General features: G+C 66.3%; 28 protein-coding genes. 16 read left to right on the forward strand and 12 right to left on the reverse strand.

All coding sequences use genetic code 11. The features are described from left to right. Window positions 1-79: 79 nt before the first annotated feature. A complete protein-coding gene (locus tag OC373_RS02460) occupies window positions 80-910 on the reverse strand; it encodes a glycine zipper 2TM domain-containing protein (RefSeq protein WP_019185923.1) in 831 nt (276 codons plus the stop codon). Between the two features lie 159 nt (window positions 911-1,069). Between OC373_RS02460 and OC373_RS02465 the strand changes: the two genes are divergently transcribed. Next, a complete protein-coding gene (locus OC373_RS02465; protein WP_046274184.1) occupies window positions 1,070-1,294 on the forward strand; it encodes a DUF6116 family protein in 225 nt (74 codons plus the stop codon). Next, entirely contained in the window at window positions 1,291-2,052 is a 762-nt protein-coding gene (locus tag OC373_RS02470) for a TatD family hydrolase (RefSeq protein WP_070425491.1), read from the forward strand. The genes OC373_RS02465 and OC373_RS02470 overlap by 4 nt, the downstream gene beginning before the upstream one ends. 19 nt (window positions 2,053-2,071) lie before the next feature. On the opposite strand, the gene OC373_RS02475 is transcribed toward OC373_RS02470, so the two are convergent. Next, entirely contained in the window at window positions 2,072-2,884 is an 813-nt protein-coding gene (locus tag OC373_RS02475) for a tRNA threonylcarbamoyladenosine dehydratase (protein ID WP_070425492.1), read from the reverse strand. Window positions 2,885-2,980: 96 nt separating this feature from the next. Here OC373_RS02475 and OC373_RS02480 point away from each other — a divergent pair, with 96 nt between their 5' ends. Both OC373_RS02480 and OC373_RS02485 read left to right on the forward strand, forming a co-directional pair. Further along, the gene (locus OC373_RS02480) at window positions 2,981-3,421 is read left to right on the forward strand and encodes a cytochrome c (RefSeq protein WP_019185919.1); all 441 of its coding nucleotides are present in this window, start codon (window positions 2,981-2,983) and stop codon (window positions 3,419-3,421) included. A 118-nt stretch (window positions 3,422-3,539) separates the two neighbouring features. Then, window positions 3,540-4,025 carry a glycine zipper 2TM domain-containing protein gene (locus tag OC373_RS02485; RefSeq protein WP_019185918.1) on the forward strand — a complete coding sequence of 162 codons (486 nt, stop codon included), beginning with the start codon at window positions 3,540-3,542 and terminating at the stop codon, window positions 4,023-4,025. 85 nt (window positions 4,026-4,110) lie between these two features. Here the strand turns inward: OC373_RS02485 and OC373_RS02490 are convergent, their stop codons facing one another. Beyond that, on the reverse strand, window positions 4,111-4,314 hold the full coding sequence (locus OC373_RS02490) for a cold-shock protein (protein ID WP_019185917.1): 204 nt from the start codon (window positions 4,312-4,314) through the stop codon (window positions 4,111-4,113). A gap of 232 nt (window positions 4,315-4,546) precedes the next feature. Here OC373_RS02490 and OC373_RS02495 point away from each other — a divergent pair, with 232 nt between their 5' ends. From OC373_RS02495 to arsC, 3 genes are all read left to right on the forward strand, one after another. After that, on the forward strand, window positions 4,547-5,032 hold the full coding sequence (locus OC373_RS02495) for a DUF456 domain-containing protein (protein WP_261996979.1): 486 nt from the start codon (window positions 4,547-4,549) through the stop codon (window positions 5,030-5,032). A gap of 152 nt (window positions 5,033-5,184) precedes the next feature. After that, window positions 5,185-6,351 (forward strand): phospholipase A, encoded by a 1,167-nt coding sequence (locus OC373_RS02500; protein ID WP_070470322.1) that lies wholly within the window; start codon window positions 5,185-5,187, stop codon window positions 6,349-6,351. Continuing rightward, the gene (gene arsC / locus OC373_RS02505) at window positions 6,351-6,704 is read left to right on the forward strand and encodes an arsenate reductase (glutaredoxin) (protein ID WP_261996980.1); all 354 of its coding nucleotides are present in this window, start codon (window positions 6,351-6,353) and stop codon (window positions 6,702-6,704) included. The genes OC373_RS02500 and arsC overlap by 1 nt, the downstream gene beginning before the upstream one ends. Before the next feature lie 9 nt (window positions 6,705-6,713). Here arsC and OC373_RS02510 read toward each other — a convergent pair whose 3' ends face one another. After that, complete coding sequence (locus OC373_RS02510) at window positions 6,714-7,046, reverse strand: hypothetical protein (protein WP_261996981.1); 333 nt, start codon at window positions 7,044-7,046, stop codon at window positions 6,714-6,716. 91 nt (window positions 7,047-7,137) lie between these two features. Beyond that, on the reverse strand, window positions 7,138-7,773 hold the full coding sequence (locus OC373_RS02515; RefSeq protein WP_261997328.1) for a glutathione S-transferase family protein: 636 nt from the start codon (window positions 7,771-7,773) through the stop codon (window positions 7,138-7,140). Window positions 7,774-7,932: 159 nt separating this feature from the next. Here OC373_RS02515 and OC373_RS02520 point away from each other — a divergent pair, with 159 nt between their 5' ends. Beyond that, on the forward strand, window positions 7,933-8,568 hold the full coding sequence (locus OC373_RS02520; protein ID WP_261996982.1) for a LysE family translocator: 636 nt from the start codon (window positions 7,933-7,935) through the stop codon (window positions 8,566-8,568). A 68-nt stretch (window positions 8,569-8,636) separates the two neighbouring features. Here the strand turns inward: OC373_RS02520 and OC373_RS02525 are convergent, their stop codons facing one another. Then, on the reverse strand, window positions 8,637-10,154 hold the full coding sequence (locus OC373_RS02525) for a fumarate hydratase (protein WP_261996983.1): 1,518 nt from the start codon (window positions 10,152-10,154) through the stop codon (window positions 8,637-8,639). A 154-nt stretch (window positions 10,155-10,308) separates the two neighbouring features. Between OC373_RS02525 and OC373_RS02530 the strand changes: the two genes are divergently transcribed. From OC373_RS02530 to OC373_RS02550, 5 genes are all read left to right on the forward strand, one after another. Continuing rightward, window positions 10,309-11,205, forward strand: a complete 897-nt coding sequence (locus tag OC373_RS02530) for an RNA polymerase sigma-70 factor (protein ID WP_261996984.1) — start codon at window positions 10,309-10,311, stop codon at window positions 11,203-11,205. Between the two features lie 35 nt (window positions 11,206-11,240). Continuing rightward, window positions 11,241-11,684 carry a carboxymuconolactone decarboxylase family protein gene (locus OC373_RS02535; RefSeq protein ID WP_261996985.1) on the forward strand — a complete coding sequence of 148 codons (444 nt, stop codon included), beginning with the start codon at window positions 11,241-11,243 and terminating at the stop codon, window positions 11,682-11,684. Between the two features lie 123 nt (window positions 11,685-11,807). Next, window positions 11,808-13,679, forward strand: coding sequence for an ABC transporter ATP-binding protein (locus OC373_RS02540; protein ID WP_070470337.1), 1,872 nt, complete (start codon window positions 11,808-11,810; stop codon window positions 13,677-13,679). 95 nt (window positions 13,680-13,774) lie between these two features. After that, window positions 13,775-14,554 (forward strand): ferredoxin--NADP reductase, encoded by a 780-nt coding sequence (locus tag OC373_RS02545; RefSeq protein WP_046274192.1) that lies wholly within the window; start codon window positions 13,775-13,777, stop codon window positions 14,552-14,554. Between the two features lie 203 nt (window positions 14,555-14,757). Next, on the forward strand, window positions 14,758-15,303 hold the full coding sequence (locus OC373_RS02550; protein WP_261996986.1) for a TlpA disulfide reductase family protein: 546 nt from the start codon (window positions 14,758-14,760) through the stop codon (window positions 15,301-15,303). Between the two features lie 111 nt (window positions 15,304-15,414). Here the strand turns inward: OC373_RS02550 and OC373_RS02555 are convergent, their stop codons facing one another. Beyond that, on the reverse strand, window positions 15,415-15,900 hold the full coding sequence (locus OC373_RS02555) for a glutathione peroxidase (RefSeq protein WP_261996987.1): 486 nt from the start codon (window positions 15,898-15,900) through the stop codon (window positions 15,415-15,417). Between the two features lie 320 nt (window positions 15,901-16,220). On the opposite strand from OC373_RS02555, the gene OC373_RS02560 reads away from it, so the two are divergent. Then, window positions 16,221-18,392, forward strand: a complete 2,172-nt coding sequence (locus OC373_RS02560) for a M3 family metallopeptidase (protein WP_261996988.1) — start codon at window positions 16,221-16,223, stop codon at window positions 18,390-18,392. Between the two features lie 74 nt (window positions 18,393-18,466). Here the strand turns inward: OC373_RS02560 and cfa are convergent, their stop codons facing one another. The 3 genes from cfa to OC373_RS02575 all read right to left on the reverse strand — a co-directional run bounded on the left by cfa (window position 18,467) and on the right by OC373_RS02575 (window position 20,822). Then, window positions 18,467-19,585 (reverse strand): cyclopropane fatty acyl phospholipid synthase, encoded by a 1,119-nt coding sequence (gene cfa, locus OC373_RS02565; RefSeq protein ID WP_261996989.1) that lies wholly within the window; start codon window positions 19,583-19,585, stop codon window positions 18,467-18,469. 14 nt (window positions 19,586-19,599) lie between these two features. Further along, window positions 19,600-20,454, reverse strand: coding sequence for a DUF3298 and DUF4163 domain-containing protein (locus OC373_RS02570; protein ID WP_019182901.1), 855 nt, complete (start codon window positions 20,452-20,454; stop codon window positions 19,600-19,602). A gap of 65 nt (window positions 20,455-20,519) precedes the next feature. Beyond that, window positions 20,520-20,822 carry a GNAT family N-acetyltransferase gene (locus tag OC373_RS02575; protein WP_019182900.1) on the reverse strand — a complete coding sequence of 101 codons (303 nt, stop codon included), beginning with the start codon at window positions 20,820-20,822 and terminating at the stop codon, window positions 20,520-20,522. A 213-nt stretch (window positions 20,823-21,035) separates the two neighbouring features. Between OC373_RS02575 and OC373_RS02580 the strand changes: the two genes are divergently transcribed. Further along, the gene (locus tag OC373_RS02580; RefSeq protein ID WP_019182899.1) at window positions 21,036-21,215 is read left to right on the forward strand and encodes a hypothetical protein; all 180 of its coding nucleotides are present in this window, start codon (window positions 21,036-21,038) and stop codon (window positions 21,213-21,215) included. Between the two features lie 149 nt (window positions 21,216-21,364). On the opposite strand, the gene OC373_RS02585 is transcribed toward OC373_RS02580, so the two are convergent. Together OC373_RS02585 and OC373_RS02590 are read right to left on the reverse strand one after the other, a co-directional pair. After that, window positions 21,365-21,988 carry a rhomboid family intramembrane serine protease gene (locus OC373_RS02585; RefSeq protein ID WP_019182898.1) on the reverse strand — a complete coding sequence of 208 codons (624 nt, stop codon included), beginning with the start codon at window positions 21,986-21,988 and terminating at the stop codon, window positions 21,365-21,367. A gap of 7 nt (window positions 21,989-21,995) precedes the next feature. Next, the gene (locus OC373_RS02590) at window positions 21,996-23,558 is read right to left on the reverse strand and encodes an oligopeptide:H+ symporter (protein WP_261996990.1); all 1,563 of its coding nucleotides are present in this window, start codon (window positions 23,556-23,558) and stop codon (window positions 21,996-21,998) included. Window positions 23,559-23,735: 177 nt separating this feature from the next. Here OC373_RS02590 and OC373_RS02595 point away from each other — a divergent pair, with 177 nt between their 5' ends. Next, window positions 23,736-24,584 carry an endonuclease/exonuclease/phosphatase family protein gene (locus OC373_RS02595; protein ID WP_019182896.1) on the forward strand — a complete coding sequence of 283 codons (849 nt, stop codon included), beginning with the start codon at window positions 23,736-23,738 and terminating at the stop codon, window positions 24,582-24,584. Window positions 24,585-24,617 lie beyond the last annotated feature (33 nt).

Genomic DNA, 24,617 nt, shown 5'->3' on the forward strand with positions numbered 1-24,617 from the left:
GCATGCCGTGCCCCGTTCCCTACAACGCAACACGCCGGCAGTTGCCGGCGTGTTGGTGGTGCGTTGGAACGGCTGCGCTTTACTGGTTGTTCGCGCCCAGCGCGGCGGTCTGGGTGACCAGCTGACCGTCGATCACCGGCAGGCGATCGCTGCTCGGCTTGTTGTCCATCTTCACGGTCTTTTCGGCGCCGTCGTAACGGTAGGTCACGTTATAGCCGGTGACCGCATTGGTGGTGCCCATCGGGATGCGGTTGCCCGGCTTGCTGGCCATGCGCATGGTGCCGGTGGTGCCATCCTCATTGCGGTAGGTGACGTTGTAGCCGGTCACCCGGGTCGACTCGGAGGTCGCGGTCTCGGTGTGGCACTGGCGCTCGGTGCGGTTGACCACGCGGCCACCCACATGGCGCTTGTCCACCTGGTTGCCGATCATGCCGCCGGCAACGGCACCGGCGGCCGTGGCGGCCTTGCGGCCATTGCCACCGCCGACCTGGTTGCCCAGCAGGCCGCCGATCACGGCACCGGCAACGGTGCCGCCGACATTGCCATCGCGCTCGGGCAGGCGTTCCTGGACCACCACGTCCTGGCAGACTTCATGCGGGGTCTGCGTGCTGGACGTCTCGCGCACCGGCTCGGTGCCGATCACGGTGGCGTAGGCCTTTTCCTTCCTGGTCAGCGGATCGACCTTGACGATGTCGGCGTACTCGAGCTTGCCGGCCTTGTCTTCAATGGCCAGCTGGTCGGTGCGCGCGCCATCGTCGGCGAGTGGCGTGGTGTCCAGGGTGGGCCGGGTCTGAGCAGCGGTCACCGCGTCGGGCGAGGCACTGCCGCCCTTCATGAAGGCAGCAGTGGCGATCCCGCCGACCAGCAGCGCACCTGCAGCGACCAAAGCAGTAGTAGTTGTACTTTTCATAACCGGCTCCTTGCGGACGATCCGCAACGTTCTTGAGTGAATTCCAGCACGGCCAGCCTGAACGGAATCTCGACGGATCGTGAACATCCCCCCGCCCATTCAGGTTCGGTGAGCCCCAGGCTCGTGATAGCGTTTACAGCATCTGCCCAGGAGTGCCCCATGTCCAATCCCATACTGTTGCCGGTGCTGGAATGGGCGCGTCGGCTGCGCTACCCCACCCTGTTCAAGATCACGGCCGCGCTGTTCGCGGTGACCCTGGTGATCCCCGACCCGCTGCCGTTCGTGGATGAAATCCTGTTCGGCCTGGGCACGCTGCTGCTGGCCAACTGGAAACGACGCGGCGACTCGACGCCACCACCATTGCCGAGCAAGCGCCGCGCGTGAGGTTGGTCGACAGTCATTGCCACCTGGATGCGGGTGAGTTCGATGCGGATCGGCCTGGGGTGATCGCGCGCGCCCGCACGGCGGGTGTTTTCGCGCAGGTGGTGCCGGCCGTCACCGCCGCCAGCTGGCCCGGGCTGCGGGAGGCCTGCAGGCTGGCCGACGGATTGCACCCGGCATACGGACTGCACCCGATGTTCCTGGATCAGCACCGCCCCGAGCACCTGGACGAACTACGCGCGTGGCTGGAGCGCGAGCGCCCCTGCGCGGTTGGCGAGTGCGGGCTGGATTTCTTCGTCGAAGGGCTGGACCCGGGCACCCAGCAGCATTGCTTTCTCGGCCAATTGAGGCTCGCGCGCGAATTCGATCTGCCGGTGATCGTGCATGCGCGCCGCGCGGTGGATGCGGTGATCGCGGCGATCAAGCAGGTCGGGGGCCTGCGCGGCGTGGTGCACAGCTTTTCCGGCAGCCCCGAGCAGGCGCGGCAACTGCACCAGCTCGGCTTCCTGATCGGGCTGGGCGGCCCGTTGACCTATGACCGCGCCCAGCGCCTGCACCGTCTAGTCGCCAACATGCCCCTGGAGCAGCTGCTGCTGGAGACCGACGCACCGGACCAGCCGGATGCAGGCATCCGCGGCGAGCGCAATGAGCCGGCGCGGTTGCCGGTGATTCTGGAAACGGTGGCGCGGCTGCGCGGGGAGCCGGCGGCGGTGATTGCCGCGCAGACCACGGCCAATGCCGAGGCATTGTTCGGCCTGTGAGTGGACCGGTCCGCCCGGATCAAGCCTCGGCGGCCGCTGCACCCTTCTTCGGCTTCATCAACATCTCCAACGCCTTGCCCACCGCCGCAAACGCGAACGCACCGGTGATGTGGGTGGCCGCGCCCAGGCCCGCGCCGCAGTCCAGCTTCAGCGCCGCATCCGCGCCAAGGTTCGGACGGATGCCACACACGCTGCCGTCAGCCTGCGGGTACTTCACGTTCTCCAGCGAGTACACCGCCGGCACGCCGAAGTAGCGCGAGGCGTTCTTGGGGAAGTTGAAGTCGCTGCGCAGTTTCTTGCGGATCAGCGCCATCATCGCGTCGTGCTCGGTGCGCGACACATCCCGGATCCGCACCAGGGTGGGATCGGTACGGCCGCCGGCAGCGCCCACGGTCAGGATCGGCAGCTTGCGGCGGCGGCACCAGGCAATGGTCTCGACCTTGACCCGGAAGCTGTCGCACGCATCGATCACCAGATCGAAATCGCGGTCCAGCAGCTCGACCATGTTGGACACGGTCAGGAACGAGGCGATCGCATCGACGCTGATGTCCGGGTTGATCGCGCGGCAGCGCTCGGCCATCGCCTCGGCCTTGTTGCGGCCGTACTGGCCGGCCAGCGCGGGCAGCTGGCGGTTGGTGTTGGAGACACAGATGTCGTCGGCATCGATCAGGGTCAGATGCCCGACCGCCGTGCGCGCCAGCGCTTCCACCACCCACGAGCCAACCCCGCCCATGCCCACCACCGCCACCCGGCGGGTGGCGAGCAGATCCACGGTGCCTACCCCATACAACCGGTCGATGCCGGCAAATCGTTCGCGCAGTACGTCGTTCATGCGGACATTTTAATGCGCGCAGGCCAGCGCCGGTACGCGCCGTGGACAGGACGCGTCGTACCATCGCCGCAGCCACCCCTCAAGGAAGCCTTCACCATGAACGATCCCGTGACGCCGTCCCGCCGCCCCTCCGCCGCCTATCGCTACCTGTTCGTCGGCCTGCTCGGGCTGGTGATCGGCCTGATCGCCACGGTGATGGTCTCGCGCGCCATCCAGGCCCGCCAGGACCCCTTCCCGGATGCGCTGATGCACGTGATGAACCGCCAGGTGGAGCTGCTGCAGGCGGCGCAGGCGCAGAACCGCTGCAGCCTGGCCGATACCGTGCCGCGGCTGCAGACCCTGCGCTCGCTGTCCAATGATCTGGACCTGGCCTTTCCCGGCCTGAAGGACAGCCAGGGCTTCCAGCAGCACGCCAGCGCCTTGCGCGCCACGCTCAACGAGGCATTGGCCGCGCCGCCGACCGACTGCCCGGGCATGGCCACGCTGGTGGAAAAGATCCAGACCGATTGCAAGGCCTGCCACCAGGATTTCCGCTGATTCATCTTCCAGCCACGCTGGCAGCCCGGGATTGGCACGCTGTTCACGCAGCACAGGACACGATCTGCCCCATGCGCACCAGACGCATTCGACCACCCCTCTGGCCAGGAGATACACCATGAAGATTCAACTGATCGCCGCCGCTGCTGTTGCCACCGTCGCCCTGGCTGGCTGTGCCACCACCTCGCCGGGCTACGGCAGCAGTGGCTACAACAACGGTTACGGCAATTCCGGCGGCAACTACAACACCAACCGCTGCGCTGACTGCGGCATCGTGACCCGCATCAACCAGGTCGCTTCGGGCCGCAGCGCGCCGAGCGCGACCGGCGCGGTCCTGGGTGGCATCGTCGGCGCGGTCGCCGGCCATGAAATCTCCGACCACACCGGTGGCAGCCGTGGCAACAAGAACATCGCCGCCGCCGCAGGCGCGGTGGGTGGTGCACTGGCCGGCAACCAGATCCAGAAGAACGTGACCAGCGATACCTTCGACATCACGGTACGCATGGATGACGGTCGCACGGTCGTGGTCAACCAGCGCGATCTGGGCGGGATCCGCGAGAACACCTATGTCCGCGTGGTCAACGGCAAGGTGATCCTGCGCTGATCTGCCCCGCACACGGCGTGCAATGAAAAGGGCCCGCTTGCGCGGGCCCTTTTCATGTCTCAACCAGGCAGGACCCGGCGTGCGCTCAGAGCGGCTTGACCTTGTCGGCCTGCAGGCCCTTCTGGCCAGTCACCACTTCGAACTCGACCGCTTGACCTTCCTTCAGGCTCTTGAAGCCCTGGGATTCGATCGCACGGAAGTGCACGAATACATCTTCGCCGCTCTCACGGCTGATGAACCCGAAACCCTTCGCGTCGTTGAACCACTTGACGGTGCCCTTCTCAGCCATCTCAGCTACTCCCTAACTGTCTTGTTGTTGGATACACCCGTACAGGCGGCTGACAGCAAGGGGGAAGCGAGGTGCAACGATGCAGCGGATCCGGAAGATCTACCATCATCAGGCCACGATCCACGGTGACCTTGCCAAGCTCAGCGCCTGCAACTTAACCCGAGCAAAACGAAAAAGCAACTAGCCAAAAGCTTGCGATGTCAACCCCATTTCAGGAACCATACTGGACAGCATGGACCCTTCATTCATCTTGTATCTGCTAGCCGTCCTGCTGGTGCTGGTCGGCATCGCCGGCATCATCCTCCCCGCCCTGCCCGGCATTCCCCTGGTATTCGCCGGCCTGCTGCTGGCCGCATGGGCCGATGGCTTCGTGCATGTGGGCTGGCTGCCGCTGACGCTGCTCGGCCTGTTGACGCTGGTTTCCTTCGCCGTGGACATCCTGGCCACCGTGGTCGGCGCGCAACGCGTAGGTGCCAGCCGCAAGGCCCTGTGGGGTACGTTCCTGGGCAGCATCGTCGGCGTGTTCTTCATGCCGATCGGTCTGTTCGTCGGGCCGTTGGCCGGCGCCCTGCTGGGCGAGTACTGGCACACACGCGAGCTCGGGCGGTCCACCAAGGTAGGCTTGGCGACGTGGCTGGGCATCCTGCTCGGATTCGCCCTGAAGCTGGCGCTGGTGATCGCGATGCTGGGCCTGTTCGCCTTTGCCTGGATCTTCTGACCGCGCACGGCGCGCGGACTTTCACACCCCGAGCACACCACTGACCGGCATAAACCCGGTCAGATCGATGGCATCGCGTGCTGGCAGGAATGCCGGGCAGCGGCGACACTGTGCGATCAGACCCATTCATTTTGTCACGCGGCCCTGCTCCCATGACCCTGCCCTATTCCCGCTCCGCCCTGTTCACTGCCTTGGCCCTGGCCGGCACCGCCCTGCCCGCTGCAGCACAGGAGGCGGCACCGAAGCCGGCGTCACCGGAGGCCTGCGCACTGGTGGACACCGACGCGGCGCGTCTGGCGTGCTACGACACGCTGTTTGGTCGTACGCCGGACGTGACCCTGGCCGCCGATGCGGCGGCCACCGCCGCAAAGCAGGAACGCCGCGAAGAGCGCCAGGCCGCACGCGGGGCCGATGCCGATGCGCCTGCTGCACAGCGGGTGAAGCAGCGTCTTGGCGAAGTGTTCAAGAACGACGGCCATCAGGACGCCCTGGCCAACGCCGGCAAGGGCTCGCTGCTGGACAGCCGCTGGGAACTGGCCCAGGACTCCAAGCTGGGCGCCTTCCAGCTGCGCGCCTACAAGCCGGTCTACCTGCTGCCCGCCTTCTGGACCAGCGACAAGAACCAGATGCCGCAGTCGCCCAACCCGGTCAATACGGTCACCACCTCGCAGCAGCTGGACAGCGCGGAACTGAAGTTCCAGCTCAGCTTCAAGACCAAGGTCGTGGAGAATCTGTTCGGCGACAACGGCGACATCTGGGCCGGCTACACGCAGAGCTCGCGCTGGCAGGCCTACAACGCCGACAACTCGCGTCCGTTCCGTGAGACCAATTACGAGCCGGAAGTGATGCTGATGTTCCGCAATGGCTACTCGATCGGCGGCTGGCGCGGGCGCATGAGCGGGATCAGTGTCAACCACATGTCCAACGGCCGCGCCGATCCCCTGTCGCGCAGCTGGAACCGGGTGATCGCCACCGTCGGCCTGGACCGCGAGAACTGGGCGCTGGTCCTGCGCCCGTGGTATCGCATCCCGGAAGACCGCAAGGACGACAACAACCCGGACATCTCCGATTACATGGGCCGCGGCGACGCCACCCTGACCTGGAACAAGAACGGTCACGAGGTCTCGCTGATGGCGCGGCACTCGCTGCGTGGCGGTGATCGCTCGCACGGTGCGCTGCAGCTTGATTACGGCTTCCCGATCAGCAACCTGCTGCGCGGTCACGTGCAGATCTTCGATGGCTACGGCGAGAGCATGATCGACTACAACCACAAGGCCACGTATGTGGGCCTAGGTGTGTCGCTGCTGGAGTGGTATTGATGGCGGTGACGATCTGGCACAACCCGCGCTGCAGCAATTCACGCGGGGCGCTGGAACTGCTGCGTGAGCACGGCATTGAGCCGGTGGTGATCGAATACCTTAAGACGCCGCCGGACCGCCCGACGCTGGCTGCGTTGATCACGCGCATGGGCATCGCCCCGCGGGCGTTGCTGCGCAGCAAGGAGCCGGCCTATGGTTCGCTCGGGCTGGACGACGACGCGTTGTCCGATGCCGCGCTGATCGACGCGATGGTCGCCCACCCGGAGCTGATCAACCGCCCGATCGTGGAGACCCCGCGCGGGGCACGTCTGTGCCGGCCGCCGGAGACGGTGCTGGAGATCCTGCCGGCGTAAGGCTGCGCGTCAACTGCCTCCGCAGCGGCTGGTACACCGGTTGTTATCCTCGCCGCAGGTCAGTGCGGGCAGCCGGTTGCGGCAGTAGTCGCTGCTGGCTTGGCATGATTTACGCAGGTCCGGGTTGTCGATCTTGTCGCACTTCGCGTCGCGCTGGGTCGCCACCCCGGCGCCACAGCTGTCGCCGCTGCCAAACCCGGTACGGCTGGTCATGCAACTGTCGTACTGGCGCTGGCACTGCTGCATGCATTGGTTGGCAGCGGTGACCTCGCGCAGGCCCGGTGCGGAATAGCGCTCGCTATCGCTGCTGCAGGCCGTCAGCAGCAGGGCCAGCGCCGCCACGCAGAACATCCTTGGCATGGTGCCACTCCTGGTTGGAAACGCGTCACCTGCGACTTTATCAGGCCCGTGCGCCGTCCAGAACCGGGGGACATCAACGCCAGTCGGTGATGCCTTCGCGTCGGTAGACCTCGATGAAGGCCGGGCGCGCCTTGAGGCGGTCGGCGTAGGCCTTGAGCACCGGCCAGTGGTCGCTCGGCGTGGGCATGTTGCGCGACCAGCGCAGCAGCATCACCAGCATGAAATCGACCACGCTCAGCTGCGCTCCCAACACGTAGGGACCGCCGGCCTGCAGGTGGTCGGCCAGCCGTTGCCAAGCCGCTTCGAGGCGTTCGCGCGCATGCTGCCGCGTGGCCTCGGCATTGTCCGCGCCGGCCATTTCCTGCGCGTAGAACCACGCCCGATAGGCCGGCTGCACGGTGTTGGCGCACCAGAACATCCAGCGGTAGGCTTCGCCACGCAAGGACGTGCCCGGTGCGGGCAGCAACCCGGCCTGTGGATGCAGATCGGCCAGGTGCAGTGCGATGGCCGCCGCCTCGGTCAACACCTGATCTCCCATCACCAGCGTGGGCACTACGCCGGCCGGGTTGAGCGCAATGTACTCGGCCGATTTCTGCTGCCGCGTGTCGAAGTCGAGAAGCACCAGCGCGTGCGGCAGGTCCAGCTCCAGCAGCAGCCAATGCACGACCAGCGATGCGGTGCTGGTCGATCCATACAACGTAATGGCCATGCGTGCGACACCTGTCATGGGAAGCATCCGATTATGCGCTCGCCGCCTGCCGCAGGCGATGGATACAGATGCCCTTCCCACGGCGTGCCCACTGTGACTGTTGGACGGTAGGCCCAAGGGATAGGATGCGGCGCATCTGCACTGCCTGCGACCACCGTCATGCCCGATCCGTCCAACCTGCTCGCTTTTGGCCTGATTTCGCTGGGCATGGTGCTGACCCCGGGGCCGAACATGATCTACCTGGTGTCGCGGTCGATCTGCCAGGGGCGCGTGGCCGGACTGGTCTCGCTGGGCGGGGTGGCACTCGGCTTTCTGGTCTACCTGCTGTGCGCCGCGCTGGGCATCACCGCGCTGTTGATGGCCGTGCCGCATGCATACGACGCGCTGCGCATCGCCGGCGCGCTATACCTGCTGTACCTGGCCTGGCAGGCGCTGCGCCCGGGCGGCCGTTCCCCGTTCCAGCTGCGCGCGCTGGCATCGGACAGCCCGCGCCGCCTGTTCGCGATGGGCCTGTTCACCGCGCTGCTCAATCCGAAGATCGCGGTGATGTACCTCTCGCTGCTGCCACAGTTCATCCAGCCGCATGGGCACGGCAGTGTGATGGCGCAGTCGGTGGCGCTGGGGTTGGTGCAGATCGCCACCAGCGTCAGCGTCAATGCGTTGATCGTGCTGGCCGCCGGCAGCATCGCCGCGTTCCTGACCGGTCGTCCGCGCTGGCAGGCGGCGCAGCGCGGGCTGATGGGCACGGTGCTGGGCGCGCTGGCGGTGCGGATGCTGGTAGATGCGCGGCGGTAACGAAAAACGGCGCCCTGCGGCGCCGTTTTTTTGGATGCGATATCGACCCACGGTCGATATTTACCGGGTCACGCCACCACGACCGGAATCTTGCCAATGCGGGCCTGCCATTCGCGCGGGCCGGTCTGGTGCACGGACTCGCCGGTGGAATCCACCGCCACGGTGACCGGCATGTCCTGCACGGTGAACTCGTAGATCGCTTCCATGCCCAGATCGGCGAAGCCGACCACCTTGGCTGCCTTGATCGCCTTGGACACCAGGTACGCCGAGCCGCCGACCGCCATCAGGTAGGCCGACTTGTTGTCACGGATCGCCTCGATCGCCGCCGGGCCGCGCTCGGCCTTGCCGACCATGCCCAGCAGACCGGTCTGCTCCAGCACCTGGCGGGTGAACTTGTCCATGCGGGTGGCCGTGGTCGGGCCGGCCGGGCCCACCACTTCGTCGCGCACCGGATCGACCGGGCCGACGTAGTAGATGAAGCGGCCCTTGAGGTCGACCGGCAGCGGCTCGCCCTTGTCCAGCATTTCCACCATGCGCTTGTGCGCGGCGTCGCGGCCGGTCAGCAGCTTGCCGTTGAGCAGCAGGGTCTGGCCCGGCTTCCAGCTGGCGACGTCTTCCGGAGTGATCGTGTCCAGATCGACACGGGTGCCCTTGGAGGCGTCGTAGGTGATCTGCGGCCAGTCTTCCAGCGAGGGCGGGTCGAGCATCACCGGGCCACTGCCATCCAGGGTGAAGTGCGCATGGCGGGTGGCCGCGCAGTTCGGGATCATCGCCACCGGCAGATTGGCGGCGTGGGTCGGGAAGTCCTTGACCTTGATGTCCAGCACGGTGGTCAGGCCGCCCAGGCCCTGCGCACCGATGCCCAGCGCGTTGACCTTGTCGAACAGCTCCAGGCGCAGCTCTTCGGCGCGGTTGGAGGCGCCACGGGCCTTGAGCTCGTTGATGTCGATCGGCTCCATCAGCGATTCCTTGGCCAGCAGCATCGCCTTCTCGGCGGTGCCGCCGATGCCGATGCCGAGCATGCCCGGCGGGCACCAGCCCGCGCCCATGGTCGGCACGGTCTTGAGTACCCAGTCCACGATCGAATCGGACGGGTTGAGCATGGCGAACTTGCTCTTGGCTTCCGAACCGCCGCCCTTGGCCGCCACGATCACCTCCACGGTGTCACCCGGCACGACCTTGACGTTGACCACGCCGGGGGTGTTGTCCTTGGTGTTGACGCGCTTGCCGGCCGGATCGGCCAGCACCGAGGCGCGCAGCTTGTTGTCCGGGTAGTTGTAGGCGCGGCGCACGCCTTCGTTGGCCATGTCCTCCACGCCCATGGTGGCGTCGTCCCAGCGCACGTTCATGCCGATTTCCAGGAACACGGTGACGATGCCGGTGTCCTGGCAGATCGGCCGGTGGCCTTCGGCGCACATGCGCGAATTGATCAGGATCTGGGCCATCGCCTCCTTCGCGGCCGGCGACTCTTCGCGCTCGTAGGCAGCGTTGAGGCTCTTGATGTAATCGACCGGGTGGTAGTACGAGATGTACTGCAGCGCGTCGGCGATGGACTGGATGAGGTCTTCCTGCTTGATCGATGTCACGACTTGCTCGCTTGCTGGAGGCTGGCGGGGGTTGAACCGCCGATTTTAACAACTACCGCCCGGCGGCGTTGAGAATCGCTCGCGGTGGCGGGGTTTGGTGCAAAGTGGGCGCCCCGCCTTGTCACAGCGGCCTGCCCGGCCGCGTCCTCCTGGCATGACCCCGACCGATACCTTCCAGACCCACCGCCCCCGCCTGTTCGCCCTGGCCTACCGCCTGCTGGGCAGCCGCAGCGACGCCGAGGACATCGTCCAGGATGCCTGGCTGCGCTGGCAGGGCGCCGACACCGGCGTGATCCGCGACCCGGAGGGCTGGCTGGTCACGGCCACCACCCGGCTCGGCCTGGACCGGCTGCGCGCCCTGCGCAGCGCGCGCGTGGAGTACGTCGGGCCGTGGCTGCCCGAGCCGCTGGAGATCGCCCTGGACCCGGACCCGCTGCAGGACCCGGCCCAGCGCCATGCCCTCGCCGACGAGGTCTCGGTGGCTTTCCTGGCACTGCTGGAGCAGCTCAAGCCGGATGAGCGCGCCGCCTTCCTGCTCAAGGATGTATTCGACTACGACTACCCGGACATCGCGCCCCTGCTGGAGCACTCCCCGGCCAACTGCCGGCAACTGGTGCACCGGGCGCGGCAGCGACTGCAGACTGGCGCCCCACGCTTCACCGTCTCGCCCGCCCAGCACCGCGACCTGCTGGCGCGCTTCATGGACGCCTCGCAGCAGGGTGATCTGGACGCGATCCGCGCCCTGCTCGATGCCAATGCCGAGATGATCTCCGACGGCGGTGGCCGCGTGACCGCAGCGATCCGCCCCCTGCTCGGCGCCGAGCGCATCGCGCAGCTGTACTGGGCGATCGCGCGCCGCAACGGCCAGCATCCGGCGCAGCTCGGCCAGGTCAATGGCGAGCCGGCGATCCTGCGTTTCGCGGGCGACCAGCTGCACTCGGTGACGATGATCACGGTCGATGCCGGACGGATCGTGCGCGTGCTCAGCGTGCTCAATCCGGAAAAACTCACCGGCCTTGTCACAGCGCGCGATGCTGGCGCGTCCTCCTGATGAAGACGGCCATTGCGGCCGTCATGGAGTCCCCGATGTCCACCTCACCGCGCGTTCCATACACCCGCCTCGCCGCCGAGGCCTTCAAGGGCCTGCTCGCCACCAGCAAGGCCGTGCACGGCAGTTCGATCGACCCCGTATTGATGGAACTGGTGTTCCTGCGTGTCTCGCAGATCAATGGCTGCGGCTACTGCATGGACATGCATGCCACCACCCTGCGCAAGGGCGGCATCGAACCGCGCAAGCTCGATACGCTGCCAGCCTGGCATGAGAGCCGCTTCTTCGATGCGCGCGAGCGCGCCGCGCTGGGCTGGGCCGAGGCGCTGACGCGCTTGAGCAGCGCCGCGCCGTCCGATGCCGCCTACGACGCCCTGGCACCGCATTTCGATGAGAAGGGCATCAGCGACCTGAGCATGGGCATCGCGGTGATCAATGCCTGGAACCGCCTCGGCGCCGGCCTGCTGCCGCCGCTGCCATAAGCAACGGGTAGTGCCGGGTAGCGATGCACCGGTTCCACCGTTCTGCGGGACGTACGCGTCTGCAATCTGCGCAGGCACTGACTTCATGCATCAACCACGGTCACGGCGCGCACAATACCGCCCATGCCCGCCTCCCCCGCTGCCGGTGCACCCGGCCAGAAGAATCCCAGCCTGCGTGAGCGCGTCAATGCGATGCGCAACCTGCCCCCGTTCCTGCGCCAGGTCTGGCAGACGAGCCCGGGGCTGACCCTGGCCAGCCTCGGCCTGCGCGTGATCCGCGCGTTGCTGCCGGTGGCGATGCTGTACGTCGGCAAGTTGATCATCGATGCCGCCGTGCAGCTCAGCCAGCATGATGCCGGCTTCCCGCCGTTCGGCGAGGCGCTGTCCAGTGGCCTGCTCAATCCCCTGCTGGGTCTGCTCGCGCTCGAGTTCGGCCTGGCGATGGCCTCGGACCTGCTCGGCCGCATGGTCAGCTACGCCGATACCCTGCTGTCGGAGCTGTTCACCAACGTCACCAGCGTGCGCTTGATGGAACACGCCGCCGAGCTGGACCTGGAGGATTTCGAAGACCCCGACCTGCAGGACAAACTGGACCGGGCACGGCGCCAGACCATGGGCCGGATGAACCTGATGAGCCAGCTGTTCGGCCAGGTGCAGGACAGCATCACGGTGGCCAGCCTCGCGGTCGGCCTGATCGTGTACGCGCCGTGGTTGATCCTGCTGCTGGCGGTGGCACTGATCCCGGCCTTCATCGGCGAATCGCACTTCAACGCAGCCGGTTACAGCCTCAACTTCCAGTGGACGCCCGAGCGCCGCCAGCTGGAGTACCTGCGCCAGATCGGGGCCAGTGTGGAGACCGCCAAGGAGGTGAAGATCTTCAACCTCCATCGCTTCCTGATCGATCGCTACAAACTACTCGCCGAGAAGTTCTATCTCGCCAACCGTGCGCTGGCCCGCAAGCGTGCGATCTGGGGCACGCTGCTGGCAGCACTCGGTACGCTGGGCTATTACGCCGCCTACGCCTACATCGCCTGGCGCACCGTGCGCGGCGATTTCTCGATCGGCGACCTCACCTTCCTGGCCGGCAGCTTCCTGCGCCTGCGCCAGCTGCTGGAAGGCCTGCTGATCGGCTTTTCACAGGTTGCCGGCCAGGCGCTGTACCTGGACGATCTGTTCTCGTTCTTCCAGATCGAACCGGAAATCCACTCGCGCCCGGATGCCATCGCCATCCCGCAGCCGATCACCCAGGGCTTCGTGTTCGAGAACGTCGGTTTCCGCTATCCCGACGCCGAAAGCTGGGCGGTGCGGCATCTGGATTTCGACCTGCGTGCCGGTGAAGTACTGGCGCTGGTGGGTGAGAACGGTGCCGGCAAAACCACCCTGGTCAAGCTGCTGGCCCGCCTGTACGACCCCGATGAAGGCCGCATCCTGCTCGATGGCCGCGACCTGCGCGACTACGACCTGGATGACCTGCGCGCCAACATGGGCGTGATCTTCCAGGATTTCGTGCGCTACAACCTCAGCGCCGGCGAGAACATCGGCGTCGGCCTGGTCGAGGCGATGGGCGACGACGCCCGCATCCGCGATGCCGCCCGGCGCGGCATGGCCGACGAGGTGATCGCCGGCCTGCCCGGTGGCTACGACCAGCTGATCGGCCGCCGCTTCAAGATGGGCGTGGACCTGTCCGGTGGCCAGTGGCAGAAGATTGCGATCGCGCGGGCCTACATGCGCGATGCGCAGGTCATGATCCTGGATGAACCGACCGCGGCGCTGGATGCGCGCAGCGAGTTCGAGGTGTTCCAGCGCTTCAAGGAACTGTCCGACAACCGCACTGCGGTGTTGATCTCGCACCGCTTTTCCTCGGTGCGCATGGCCGACCGCATCCTGGTGCTGGCCGGCGGCCGGATCGAGGCCAGCGGCACCCATGCCGAGCTGATGACCCAAGGCGGCCGGTATGCCGAACTGTTCGAACTGCAGGCGGCCGGTTACCGCTGAAACCCAGACACGACAGGCCTGTCCGGCCAGTCAATGAGAATTTATCTCATTTAAGATAAACTAGACCCGACGAAACCGACCAGAACCCCACCCCCATGTCTTCCGCTTTTGGCGCCGAAACGGTGCTTGAGGTCCGTCACTGGACCGACGCCTACTTCAGCTTCACCACGACCCGCGACAGCGGCTTCCGCTTCGAGAACGGCCAGTTCGTGATGATCGGCCTGGAAACCGAAGCGCGCCCATTGCTGCGCGCGTACTCCATCGCCAGTGCCAACTGGGAAGAAAACCTGGAGTTCTTCAGCATCAAGGTGCAGGACGGCCCGCTGACCTCGCGCCTGCAGCACATCAAGCCGGGCGACAAGGTGCTGGTCGGCAAGAAGCCTACCGGCACCCTGCTGATCAGCGACCTGCACCCGGGCAAGCACCTGTACCTGCTCGGCACCGGCACCGGCCTGGCGCCGTGGCTGTCGGTGATCAAGGACCCGGAAACCTACGAGCGCTTCGACAAGGTGATCCTCACCCACGGCGTGCGTTACGAAAAGGACCTGGCCTACCGCGAGCTGTTCGAGAAGGAACTGCGCGAGCACGAATTCCTCGGCGAGATGATCGGCGACAAGCTGCTCTACTATCCGGCCGTCACGCGCGAAGCCTTCCCCAACCAGGGCCGCCTGACCTCGCTGATGGAAAGCGGCGAGATGCAGAAGACCCTCGGCCTGCCGCCGCTGGATCCGGAAAACGACCGCGCCATGATCTGCGGCAGCCCGCAGATGCTGGCCGACCTGCGCACCGTGCTGGACAGCCGCGGCTTCCAGACCTCGCCGCGCATCGGCACCCCGGGCCACTACGTCTTCGAACGCGCCTTCGTCGAAAAGTAATCGCGGCGCCTGGCTCCGCGCGGCTGATCGACCAACCTGCGCGCCAGCCGGACAGAGCCCGGCTCTACGGAGCTGATTCGCCGACCGCGGCCCTGCCGGGCAGAGCCGACCCTTGGTCGGCTCTCGCGGCAACGATCGCATGCACGTTGGGCTATATTCCGCGTCAGCCCGGCAACGGCCGGGCCTGACCTGGAGCCGTACCGATGATCAGGAAGATCCGCCCCGCCCTCGCCTGCCTGCTGCTCGCCATGAGCCTGGCTGCCAGCGCCGCCGTGCCCGCGACGCCCTCACCGAGAGCCGGCGATATCCCGCCGCAGATCCTGGGCAAGGACCGCCAGGGCAATGTGGTGGACCTGGCCAGCCAGCGCGGCAAGGTCGTCATCGTCACGTTCTGGGCCTCGTGGTGCGGCCCGTGCCGCAAGGAACTGCCGATCCTGGGCCAGCTGCAGAAGGTCATCGGGCATGACGCGCTGCAGGTCTACGCGGTGAACCTGAAGGAACCGCGCGCCGATTTCGCCGCCATCGCCCGCAGCCGCAAGGCCCCGCCACTGGACTACATCCACGACGCCAAGGGCGAGGTCAGCGACCAGTACGGCATCCAGACCATCCCGCACATGTTCATCATCGGCCACGACGGCAGCATCGCCGGCGTGCATCGCGGCTACTCCGAGAAGAGCCTGCCGAACATCGTCGACGACATTCTCGCCCTCCTGCCCGAAGACGTGCGCAACCGGAAAGCAGGCGGCTGATTCCACCGCTGTGGTGTAGAGCCACGCCATGCGTGGCTGGAACGTTGGGCAATGCGGTGATGCGAGGAGCCGGCCACCGGCCGGCACTACCGGGACGCATTCCGGCCGGTATCAGCCGGCCAGCGCGGCCTCGATATCGCCGCGCAGCGACTCGGGCTTGTCGGTCGGTGCATAGCGCTGCAACACCCGCCCGTCGCGACCGACCAGGAACTTGCTGAAGTTCCACTTGATCCCCCGCGTGCCCAGCACCCCGGCCTTCTCGGCCTTGAGCCACTGCCACAGCGGATCAGCGCCGTCGCCGTTGACCTCGACCTTGTCCGACATCGGGAAACTGACCCCATAAGTCAGCGAACAGAACTCCCCGATCTGCGCCGCATCGCCCGGCTCCTGATGCCCGAACTGATCGCAGGGAAACCCGATCACCACCAGCCCGCGCGGCCCGAATTCCCGCCACAACGCCTCCAGCCCCTCGTACTGCGGCGTGAAGCCACACTTGCTGGCCACATTGACCAGCAACAACACCTTGCCCCGGTACTGCGCCAACGCCTGTGGCTGGCCCGACAGGTCCACGAACGGGAAATCGAAGGCAGTGGTCATGGCAGGGAGCTCCGGTGGAAAGGCCTCTCATCTTAGCTCGCCCAGCGTATTCGGCCTGGTGGGCTGAGGAGCCGGCCGGTGGGCTGAGGAGCCGGCCAGCGGCCGGCACTACGCTTCTTGATGGGCTGAGGAGCCGGTCGGTGGGCCGAGGAGCCGGCCAGCGGCCGGCACTACGCCTCGGGACGGCAACGACCGGGCTGGCCCTTGCAGTGGTGCACCCTTCGCAATGCCCTGGCCTGGCCAAAACATGCCTTTCGACACAAGCCGCTCCCCAACGGCCCGGGTTACCCTCAAAGACTTGTCTGACCGGAGAATTCCCCTTGACCACCCGTCTTGCCCTCGCCGTCGCCGTGACCCTCGGCCTGGCCCTGCCCGCCTATTCCGCCACCGCCGCCACCCCGGCCGCGACCACCGCCCAGCAGGCCAACCCGTTCTTCGCCGACAGCCCGCTGCCGCTGCACTTCCCGCAGTTCGACAAGATCAAGGACAGCGACTTCGCCCCCGCCTTCGACGCCGGCATGGCCCAGCAGCTGAAGGAAGTGGACGCGATCGCCAACAACAAGGCCAAGCCGACCTTCGACAACACCCTCATCGCCCTGGAAAAGAGCGGTGAGACCCTGGACCGCGCCACCACCGTGTTCTTCAGCCTGGTCGGTGCCGACACCAACGACGCACGCAAGAAGCTGCAGGCCGACTACTCCGCCCGCTTCGCCGCGCACAGCGACGCCATCGCGCTGAACGGCAAGCTGTTCGCCCGCATCCAGACCCTGTATGACACCCGCACCCAGCTCGGCCTCGACGCCGAAGGCGTGCGCCTGGTCGAGAAGTACTACGAGAGCTATGTGCGCGCTGGCGCGAAGCTGTCCGAAGCGGACAAGACCAAGCTCAAGGAAATGAACGCCGAGCTGGCCAACCTGGGCACCAAGTTCAGCCAGAACGTGCTGGCAGAAGTGAATGCCTCGGCGATCACCGTCGATGACGTCAAGGAACTGGACGGGCTCTCGCAGGAGCAGATCTCCGCCGCTGCCGAAGCCGCCAAGGCCCGTGGCCAGGACGGCAAGTACGTCATCACCCTGCTCAACACCACCGGCCAGCCGCCGCTGACCAACCTGGCCAACCGCGCCCTGCGCCAGAAAATCTACGAAGCCTCCATCACCCGCGGCAGCCGCGGCGGTGAGTACGACAACACCGCCCTGGTCTCACGCATCATGCAGCTGCGTGCCGACAAGGCCAAGCTGATGGGCTTTGCGAACTTCGCCGCCTACAACCTGACCAACCAGACCGCCAAGACCCCCGAAGCGGTCAACGCCATGCTCGGCCAGCTCGCCCCTGCCGCCGTCGCCAACGCCAAGCGCGAAGCCGCCGACCTGCAGGCGATGATCGACAAGGAGCAGAAGGCCGCCGGCAAGCCCACCTTCAAGCTGGAAGCATGGGACTGGGCGTTCTACAGCGAGAAGGTCCGCCAGGCCAAGTACAACTTCGACGAATCCCAGCTCAAGCCGTACTTCGAAATGAAGAACGTGCTCGAAAACGGCGTCTTCCACGCCGCCCAGCTGGAATTCGGCCTGACCTTCAAGCAGCGCACCGACCTGCCGGTCTACCACGACGACGTCACCGTCTATGACGTGTTCGATGCCGACGGCAGCCAGCTGGCGATCTTCATCTTCGACCCGTATGCACGCGCCTCCAAGCGCGGCGGTGCGTGGATGAACTCGTACGTCTCGCAGTCCGAGCTGACCGGCTTCAAGCCGGTGGTCGCCAACCACCTCAACATCCCCAAGCCGCCGGCCGGCAAGCCGACCCTGCTGACCTGGGATGAAGTGACCACCACCTTCCACGAATTCGGCCACGCCCTGCACGGCATGTTCTCGAACGTGAAGTACCCCTACTTCTCGGGCACCTCGGTGCCGCGCGACTTCGTCGAGTTCCCCTCGCAGGTCAACGAGATGTGGGCCGATGATCCGGTCATCCTGAAGAACTACGCCAAGCACTACCAGAACGGCACGGCCATGCCGCAGGCCCTGCTCGACAAGGTCGTCGCCGCCGCCAAGTTCAACCAGGGCTTCGCCACCACCGAATACCTGGGTGCGGCCATGCTCGATCAGCGCTGGCACCAGATCGGTCCGGACCAGGTCCCGGCCGCGAAGGACGTCATGAAGTTCGAAGCCGAGGCCCTGGCCAAGGACGGCATCTTCTACGCGCCCGTCCCGCCGCGCTACAAGACCCCGTACTTCAGCCACATCATGGGCGGCTACTCGGCCGGCTACTACGCCTACATCTGGTCTGAAGTGCTCGACGCCAATACCCAGAAGTGGTTCCGCGAAAACGGCGGCCTGAGCCGCAAGAACGGCGATCACTTCCGCCAGACCCTGCTCTCCAAGGGCGGTAGCGTCGATGCGATGGAACTGTTCCAGAACTTCGCCGGCCATGCCCCGCAGATCGAGCCGCTGCTCGAGAAGCGCGGCCTGACCTCGGGCGACGGCAAGAAGTAAGCGCTCGCTTCAACGACGTGCACGACGAAAAACGCCCGGCACCGCCGGGCGTTTTTTTGTGCCGCCAGCTCATCTCACCGTGGCGCCAGGTAGCCTCCAGGCACGCCATTGGGCGACAACACCAGCTGCCACAACTGTGCATGCCGGCAGCGGAAACTCGCCATCGAACCGGCCAGATAGAACCGCCACATCCGGCGGAACCGTTCGTCATAACGCTGCGCGTCCAGGCGCGGCCACGCCGCCTCGATGTTGGCCCGCCACGCCTGCAGGGTCCGGTCGTAATCGGTGCCGAAGTTGTGCCAGTCCTCCAGCACGAACAACCCTTCGAACGCGTCGGTCACCTGCGCCGCCGAGGGCAGCATCGAGTTCGGGAAGATGTACTTTGCGATCCACGGGTCGGTGCGATGCCGCGACAGATTGCTGCCGATCGAATGCAGCAGGAACAATCCTTCCGGCCGCAGGCAGCGCCGCGCCATCTCGAAGTACCCGCGATAGTTCTTGTCGCCCACGTGCTCGAACATCCCCACCGACAGGATCGCGTCGAAGGACTCCTCCACGTCGTGGTAGTCCTGCAACCGTATCTCCACCGGCAACCCCGCGCACAACTGCCGCGCGTAGTCCGCCTGCTCCTGCGAGATCGTCACGCCGACGCCGGACACGCCATAGCGCTCGGCCGCAAACTTCAGCGCCTCGCCCCACCCGCAGCCGATATCCAGAATGCGCTGGCCGGGGCGCAGGCCCAGCTTGCGGCAGATCAGATTGAGCTTGGCCTCCTGCGCCGCGTCCAGGTCCGCGGCCTCGCGCCAGTAACCGCAGCTGTAGACCAGCCGCTGGCCGAGCATCGCCTCGTACAGATCATTGCCCAGGTCGTAATGGCGACGGCCGACCTCGAAACTGCCGGCGCCGGCCTGCAGATTGAACACCCGCGCCTTGATCGCATCGGCCAGATCGCGCCAGCCGTGCACGCGTTCGTCCAGATGCGCCTGCATCAGATGAAAGAGGAAGTCGTCCAGCGCGCGGGCATCCCACTGCCCCTCCATGTAACTCTCGCCCAGGCCCAGCGAGCCCTGGGCCATGACCCGTGCATAGAAGCGCGGGTCGTGCACCGTGATGTCCTGCGGCTGGTCACCGTCAACGGTGACCCCCGCTTCGTGCAGCAACCCCGTGACCCGTCGTTGCAGCCCAGCGTCCACATCGCCTCCGTCGATCAGCCCCGGGCGAACAACCCCGCGACATCCTGACCCACGTGCGGCACCAGCACGGCGGCCGGGACGTCCACGGTCTGCGTGCCGTCCGAGTACGGCCCTACCTGGTAGGGCGGGAACACGAAGCGTATCGCAGAGATGCGTCCGTCGGAACCGGTCAGCGGCTGGAACTGGCTGAAGTTGTCCGCGCTGGGCCCGGTGCCATCGGCGATCATCCGGCTGGCGTTGCGCAGGGATTCCTGCATCTGCGCAGGCTCCATCTCATCGCCGCTCAGGCGCGTGGCCACGCGTTCGCGCAGCTGGTCGGCCACGTAGTCGCTGATCGCCTTCCAGCCCTTGGCATCGGCCACCAGCTTGTCGGCGGTCAGCATCTGCTGCTGCTCCGGCAGCCATACGAAGCGTGCCACCAGCGGCTCACCGTGGGCGCCACCGGTGTAACGGCTGCCATCGGCGGTCACCACCACCAGCTGCGGCGTCTCCAGCACCTTCTCGAAGGTCAGCGAGAGCTCGTAGGGCATGGTCGGCTTGTCGTTGCCCAGCCCGTCCAGCGCCTGCTGCAGCTCGGCCCGGGCGCTGTCGGCATAGCTGCCCAGCGTCTTGGCCAGGCCCGGATACCGCGCGATGTCCGGCGGATAGGTAATCCCGACCACCGCCTGCGGCGAGGTCTCGATCACGTCGCGCAGCTCGACCGGCGCATCCGGCGTCGCCGTCGGTGCAGCCGGTTCGGCGGCGGTATCGGCCGCTGCCACCGGCGCCTGTGCGTCACCGTCGCGCTTGCAGCCTGCCACCACCACCAAGCCCATAGCCAAGGCCAACGCGCTGGTGCGCAGCGCGCAACGGTTTCCTGCGATGTTCATCCTGAAATCCCCTTGTTGTAACCCACCATCATGATCAGCCATCCCTGAAGCATGACCCGCTGCCCTCATCGGACCAGCAGGTCGTCGTACTCCTCGTGCCGCTGCAGGAACGCTTCAGCGTACGCGCAGGCAGGCACTACCTTGAATCTGTGTTCGCGCGCGTAGCGCAGCGCCACCTTGGTCAACTCACCGGCCACGCCGCGGCCGGCGATCGGCTCGGGCACCTCGGTGTGGGTGATGATCATCCGCTTGCGCTTGATCTGGTAATCCAGCAGCGCCAGATGCCCTTTGACCCGGGCCTGGAACCGGTGATGGGCCAGATCGTGCTCCACCTCGTAAGCCAGTCCGGGCGGCGTGACCGAAGCCATGAGCGGTGTCTCCTGCGGCGACTGCAGCGATAGTGCGCAGCCGGCCGCCATGATCGCGTGAAGCCTGAACAGGGGCAAGCAGCGACGTGGCGCGTCACATCCGGCCCTAAAGGCTGGAGCCGCCACGCCGATATCGGATCCGGACAGGGCGTAAAAGCTGGCATGGCTTTTGCGAAGACCTGCCTGCACGCACCCGCTCTTCCGGAGGTCCGCATGGACAACACCGCACCTGCCCCCGCCGCCCACGGCGATGCCGACAGCTCCCTGCTCGAGGGCCTGTTCCAGCTGGCCGTGAACGGCCAGACCCAGGGCTGGGAATTCGACCAGATCAACCACGAGGTCTACGCCCGGCTGCTCAGCACCTATGGCGTGGACGGCAAGAAAGCCGCCTGACGGTTGCCGGGCTCACGACCAACGGTCGTGAGCTCCCCCCCGACGCGACGACGCATCGACCCACCGTCGGTAGGTACCGACCGTGGGTCGGTACACCCGCCCCCCAGCGCGACGACGTAGGTACCGACCGTTGGTCGGTACGCGCCGAATCAACCGCCGAGGCGGAAGGTCGGGTTGCTCAGCTCACGCAGGAAGTGGCTGAAGATGCTCGGCTGCATGGCCAGCATGAACAGCACGCCGAAGGCCGCACCGGCCAGGTGCGCGCTGTGGTTGATGCGGTCGCCGCCACGGCGGTCCATCCAGATGCTGTAGCCCACGTAGAACACCGCATAGATGATCGCCGGGGCCGGAATGAACAGCACCAGGATGATCGACCACGGCTTGATCAGGATGAAGGCGAACAGCACTGCCGAGACCGCGCCCGATGCCCCCAGGCTGAGGTAGTTCGGATTCTTCTGGTTTTTCAGGTAGCTGGGCAGGATCGAGACCAGCAACGCGCCCAGGTAGAACGCCGGATAGGTCAGGTAGCTGCCGCTCAACTGCAGCATCACCTGTTCGATGAAGCCGCCGAAGAAGAACAGCGTGATCATGTTGAACGCCAGGTGCGACAGGTCGGCGTGGATGAACCCGTACGTGATCAGACGATCGTACTGACGGTTGCGGTCCACTGCCGGCGGCCACAGGATCAGGCGGTCGGCCAGCGCGCGGTTCTTGAACGCCATCCACGACACGATGACGGTGATGGCGATCAGCAGCAGGTTGACTGGGGTCATGTCAGGCTCAGGCGGTGCGGTAGTTGTCGACCATACGATAGCGCTTGGCATACCAACCGAAGGCCAACGCCGCCAGGAACGCAAAGCCGGCGAAGAAGAACATCAGGAACGCCGCCTCGCTCAAGCCGGTACTGGCGATCTGGTGGGTCACCGTGTCGTTGCGCACCGCCGCGTTGGACAGCAGCACCCACAGGTTGCCGATGGTGGTGGTCAGGTTCCAGAAGCTCATCACCACGCCCTTCATCGCCTGCGGCGCCTGGCTGTAGGCGAACTCCAGGCCGGTGGCCGAGACCAGCACCTCACCGAAGGTCAGCAGCGCGTAGGGCAGCATCTGCCAGAAGATGGACATGACGTTGCCGCCATCCATCATCACCTGGATACCGCCGACCACGATCCAGGCCAGGCCGCTGAAGGCGATGCCGGCGGTCATCCGGCGCAGCGCGGTCGGCTCGAAGCCGAAGCGGCGCAGCATCGGGTACAGGACCAGGTTGTTGAACGGGATCAGGATCATCACCAGCAGCGGGTTCAGCGCCTGCATCTGCGAGGCGGTGAACCAGCTCGGCATCGCCATCTGCTGGCCCTGGAGGACCCAGGTCGAGGCCTTCTGGTCGAACAGCGAGAAGAACGGCGTGGTCAGGGCGAAGATCACCAGCACGCGCAGCACCGAGCGCACGCCCTCCACCGCCTCGGCCGGGTGCACGGCGCGGGCGCGGTCCAGCTGGATCCAGGTACCGCCACCGATGCCGGCCAACAGCAGGACCAGCGCGATGCACAGGCAGATCACGATGCCCAGGCTGCCGACCAGCCCCATCGAGGCCACCGCCAGCACCGCACCGAGGATGGCCAGGGTACGACCCGGACGGCGCTTGCCCGGCACCTGCGCCGACAGCGCGGTACGCACCACGTTGCCGAACGAATGCGGGTCCTTCGGCGGCAGCGGGACCAGCACGTAGCGCTTGCGGCCCATCCAGAACACGAAGGTGGCCACGAACATCAGGATGCCCGGGATGCCGAAGGCCCACGACGGACCCAGGTTCTTCAGCGCCAGCGGAATCAGCAGCGAGGCGAACAGCGAGCCGAAGTTGATGATCCAGTAGAAGGCGTCGAACACGACCTTGGCCAGGTGTTTGTTGCTCTGGTCGAACTGGTCGCCCATGAACGAGGCCACCAGCGGCTTGATGCCGCCGGCACCCAGCGCGATCAGGCCCAGGCCGACGAAGAAACCCTGGCGGCTGTCCTCGAAGATGGCCAGGCAGGCGTGGCCGGCGCAGTAGATCAGGCTGAACCACAGGATGGTGTGGTACTTGCCGAAGAATTTGTCGGCCAGCCAGCCACCGAGCAGCGGGAAGAAATACACGCCGATCATGAAGCTGTGCATGATGTCCTTGGCCTCGCCGGCCCGGCCATCGGCCGTGATCTCCTGCAACAGCAGCGAGGTGATCAGGAACTGCACCAGGATGTTGCGCATCCCATAGAAGCTGAAGCGTTCGCAGGCCTCATTGCCGATGATGTAGGGAATCTGGCGCGGCATCTTTCCTTTGCCGGCGCTGGCGGCTGCGATATTGCTCATCCTGTGGGGCTGTCCTGCGAACACGAAAGGACCAAGATTACCGGAAGCCCCTACCCCAGCGCACGCTGCACAGCTGCATGACAGGGGCCACCGGACATGGCAGGCGGGCGGGAATCCCATCCGCGCGATGGCACCCGTGTCACGGATCGTCGACGGCGAAAGCGTAAACTTATCGTTATGCGCACGCACATCACCGGTGGGACCCGAGGTTGGACAGGCTGGATCCTGCTGCTGTTGCTGGCCGCGCCCGCCGCCGGCGCGCATGCGCGCCAGGCCGAGGACGCCCTTCCCTCGCTGAAGATCGCCACGCTGGAACTGCCGACCCAGGACGATGCCCAATGGCAACAGCGGCGTGACCAGGTGCTGCAGCTGCTGGAGTCGATGCAGCCGGACGTGATCGCGGTGCAGCGGGTGCTGCAGACCCAGGGCCGCAACCCCGCCTGCTGGCTGGCCAGCCGGCTGCGCTACAGCTGCGATTTCGTCACTGCCGATCCGCCCAGCCAGCCGCTGCGCCACGGCAGCGCCATGCTGACCCGGCTGCCGGTGACCGATGACGCCGTCACCCTGCTGCACCCGCCGGGGCAGTTCAGCGCGGCCGGGATGCTGCGGGTCAAGCTGCGCGAGGAACTGATCAACATCTACGTGGCCCGGCTGCGCCCGGAACCGGACGACGCGCAGATCCGCCGGCACCAGACCACCGATCTGATGACCTGGATCGGCGCGACCGCCGACGGCCTGCCTTCGCTGATCGCCGGCGACTTCTCGGCCGAGATCACCGAGCTGGTGGGAAGTACCCCGGGCTTCCAGCCGGCCCGCAAGAACCCCGGCGAACGCGTGGATCCGCCGTCGCTGGCCGGCGCGGCACGGGGCCACGGCCTGGACGTGCTGTTCCAGGTGAAGCACTTCGGCGGCATCCGCCAGGACAGCATCAAGCTGCCGGCCAGCGAGGGCGACGCTGCGGCGATGCGGCTGGGCACCATGGCCACCCTGCGCCTGCAGACGCCGGAAAGCACCAGCGCGCCCTGACCGGCACCGTTCGCGGGGGCGCAACGAAAAACG

Origin of the sequence: Stenotrophomonas sp. Ste96, assembly GCF_024519495.1 — a bacterium.
Classification (GTDB): Bacteria; Pseudomonadota; Gammaproteobacteria; order Xanthomonadales; family Xanthomonadaceae; genus Stenotrophomonas; species Stenotrophomonas bentonitica_A.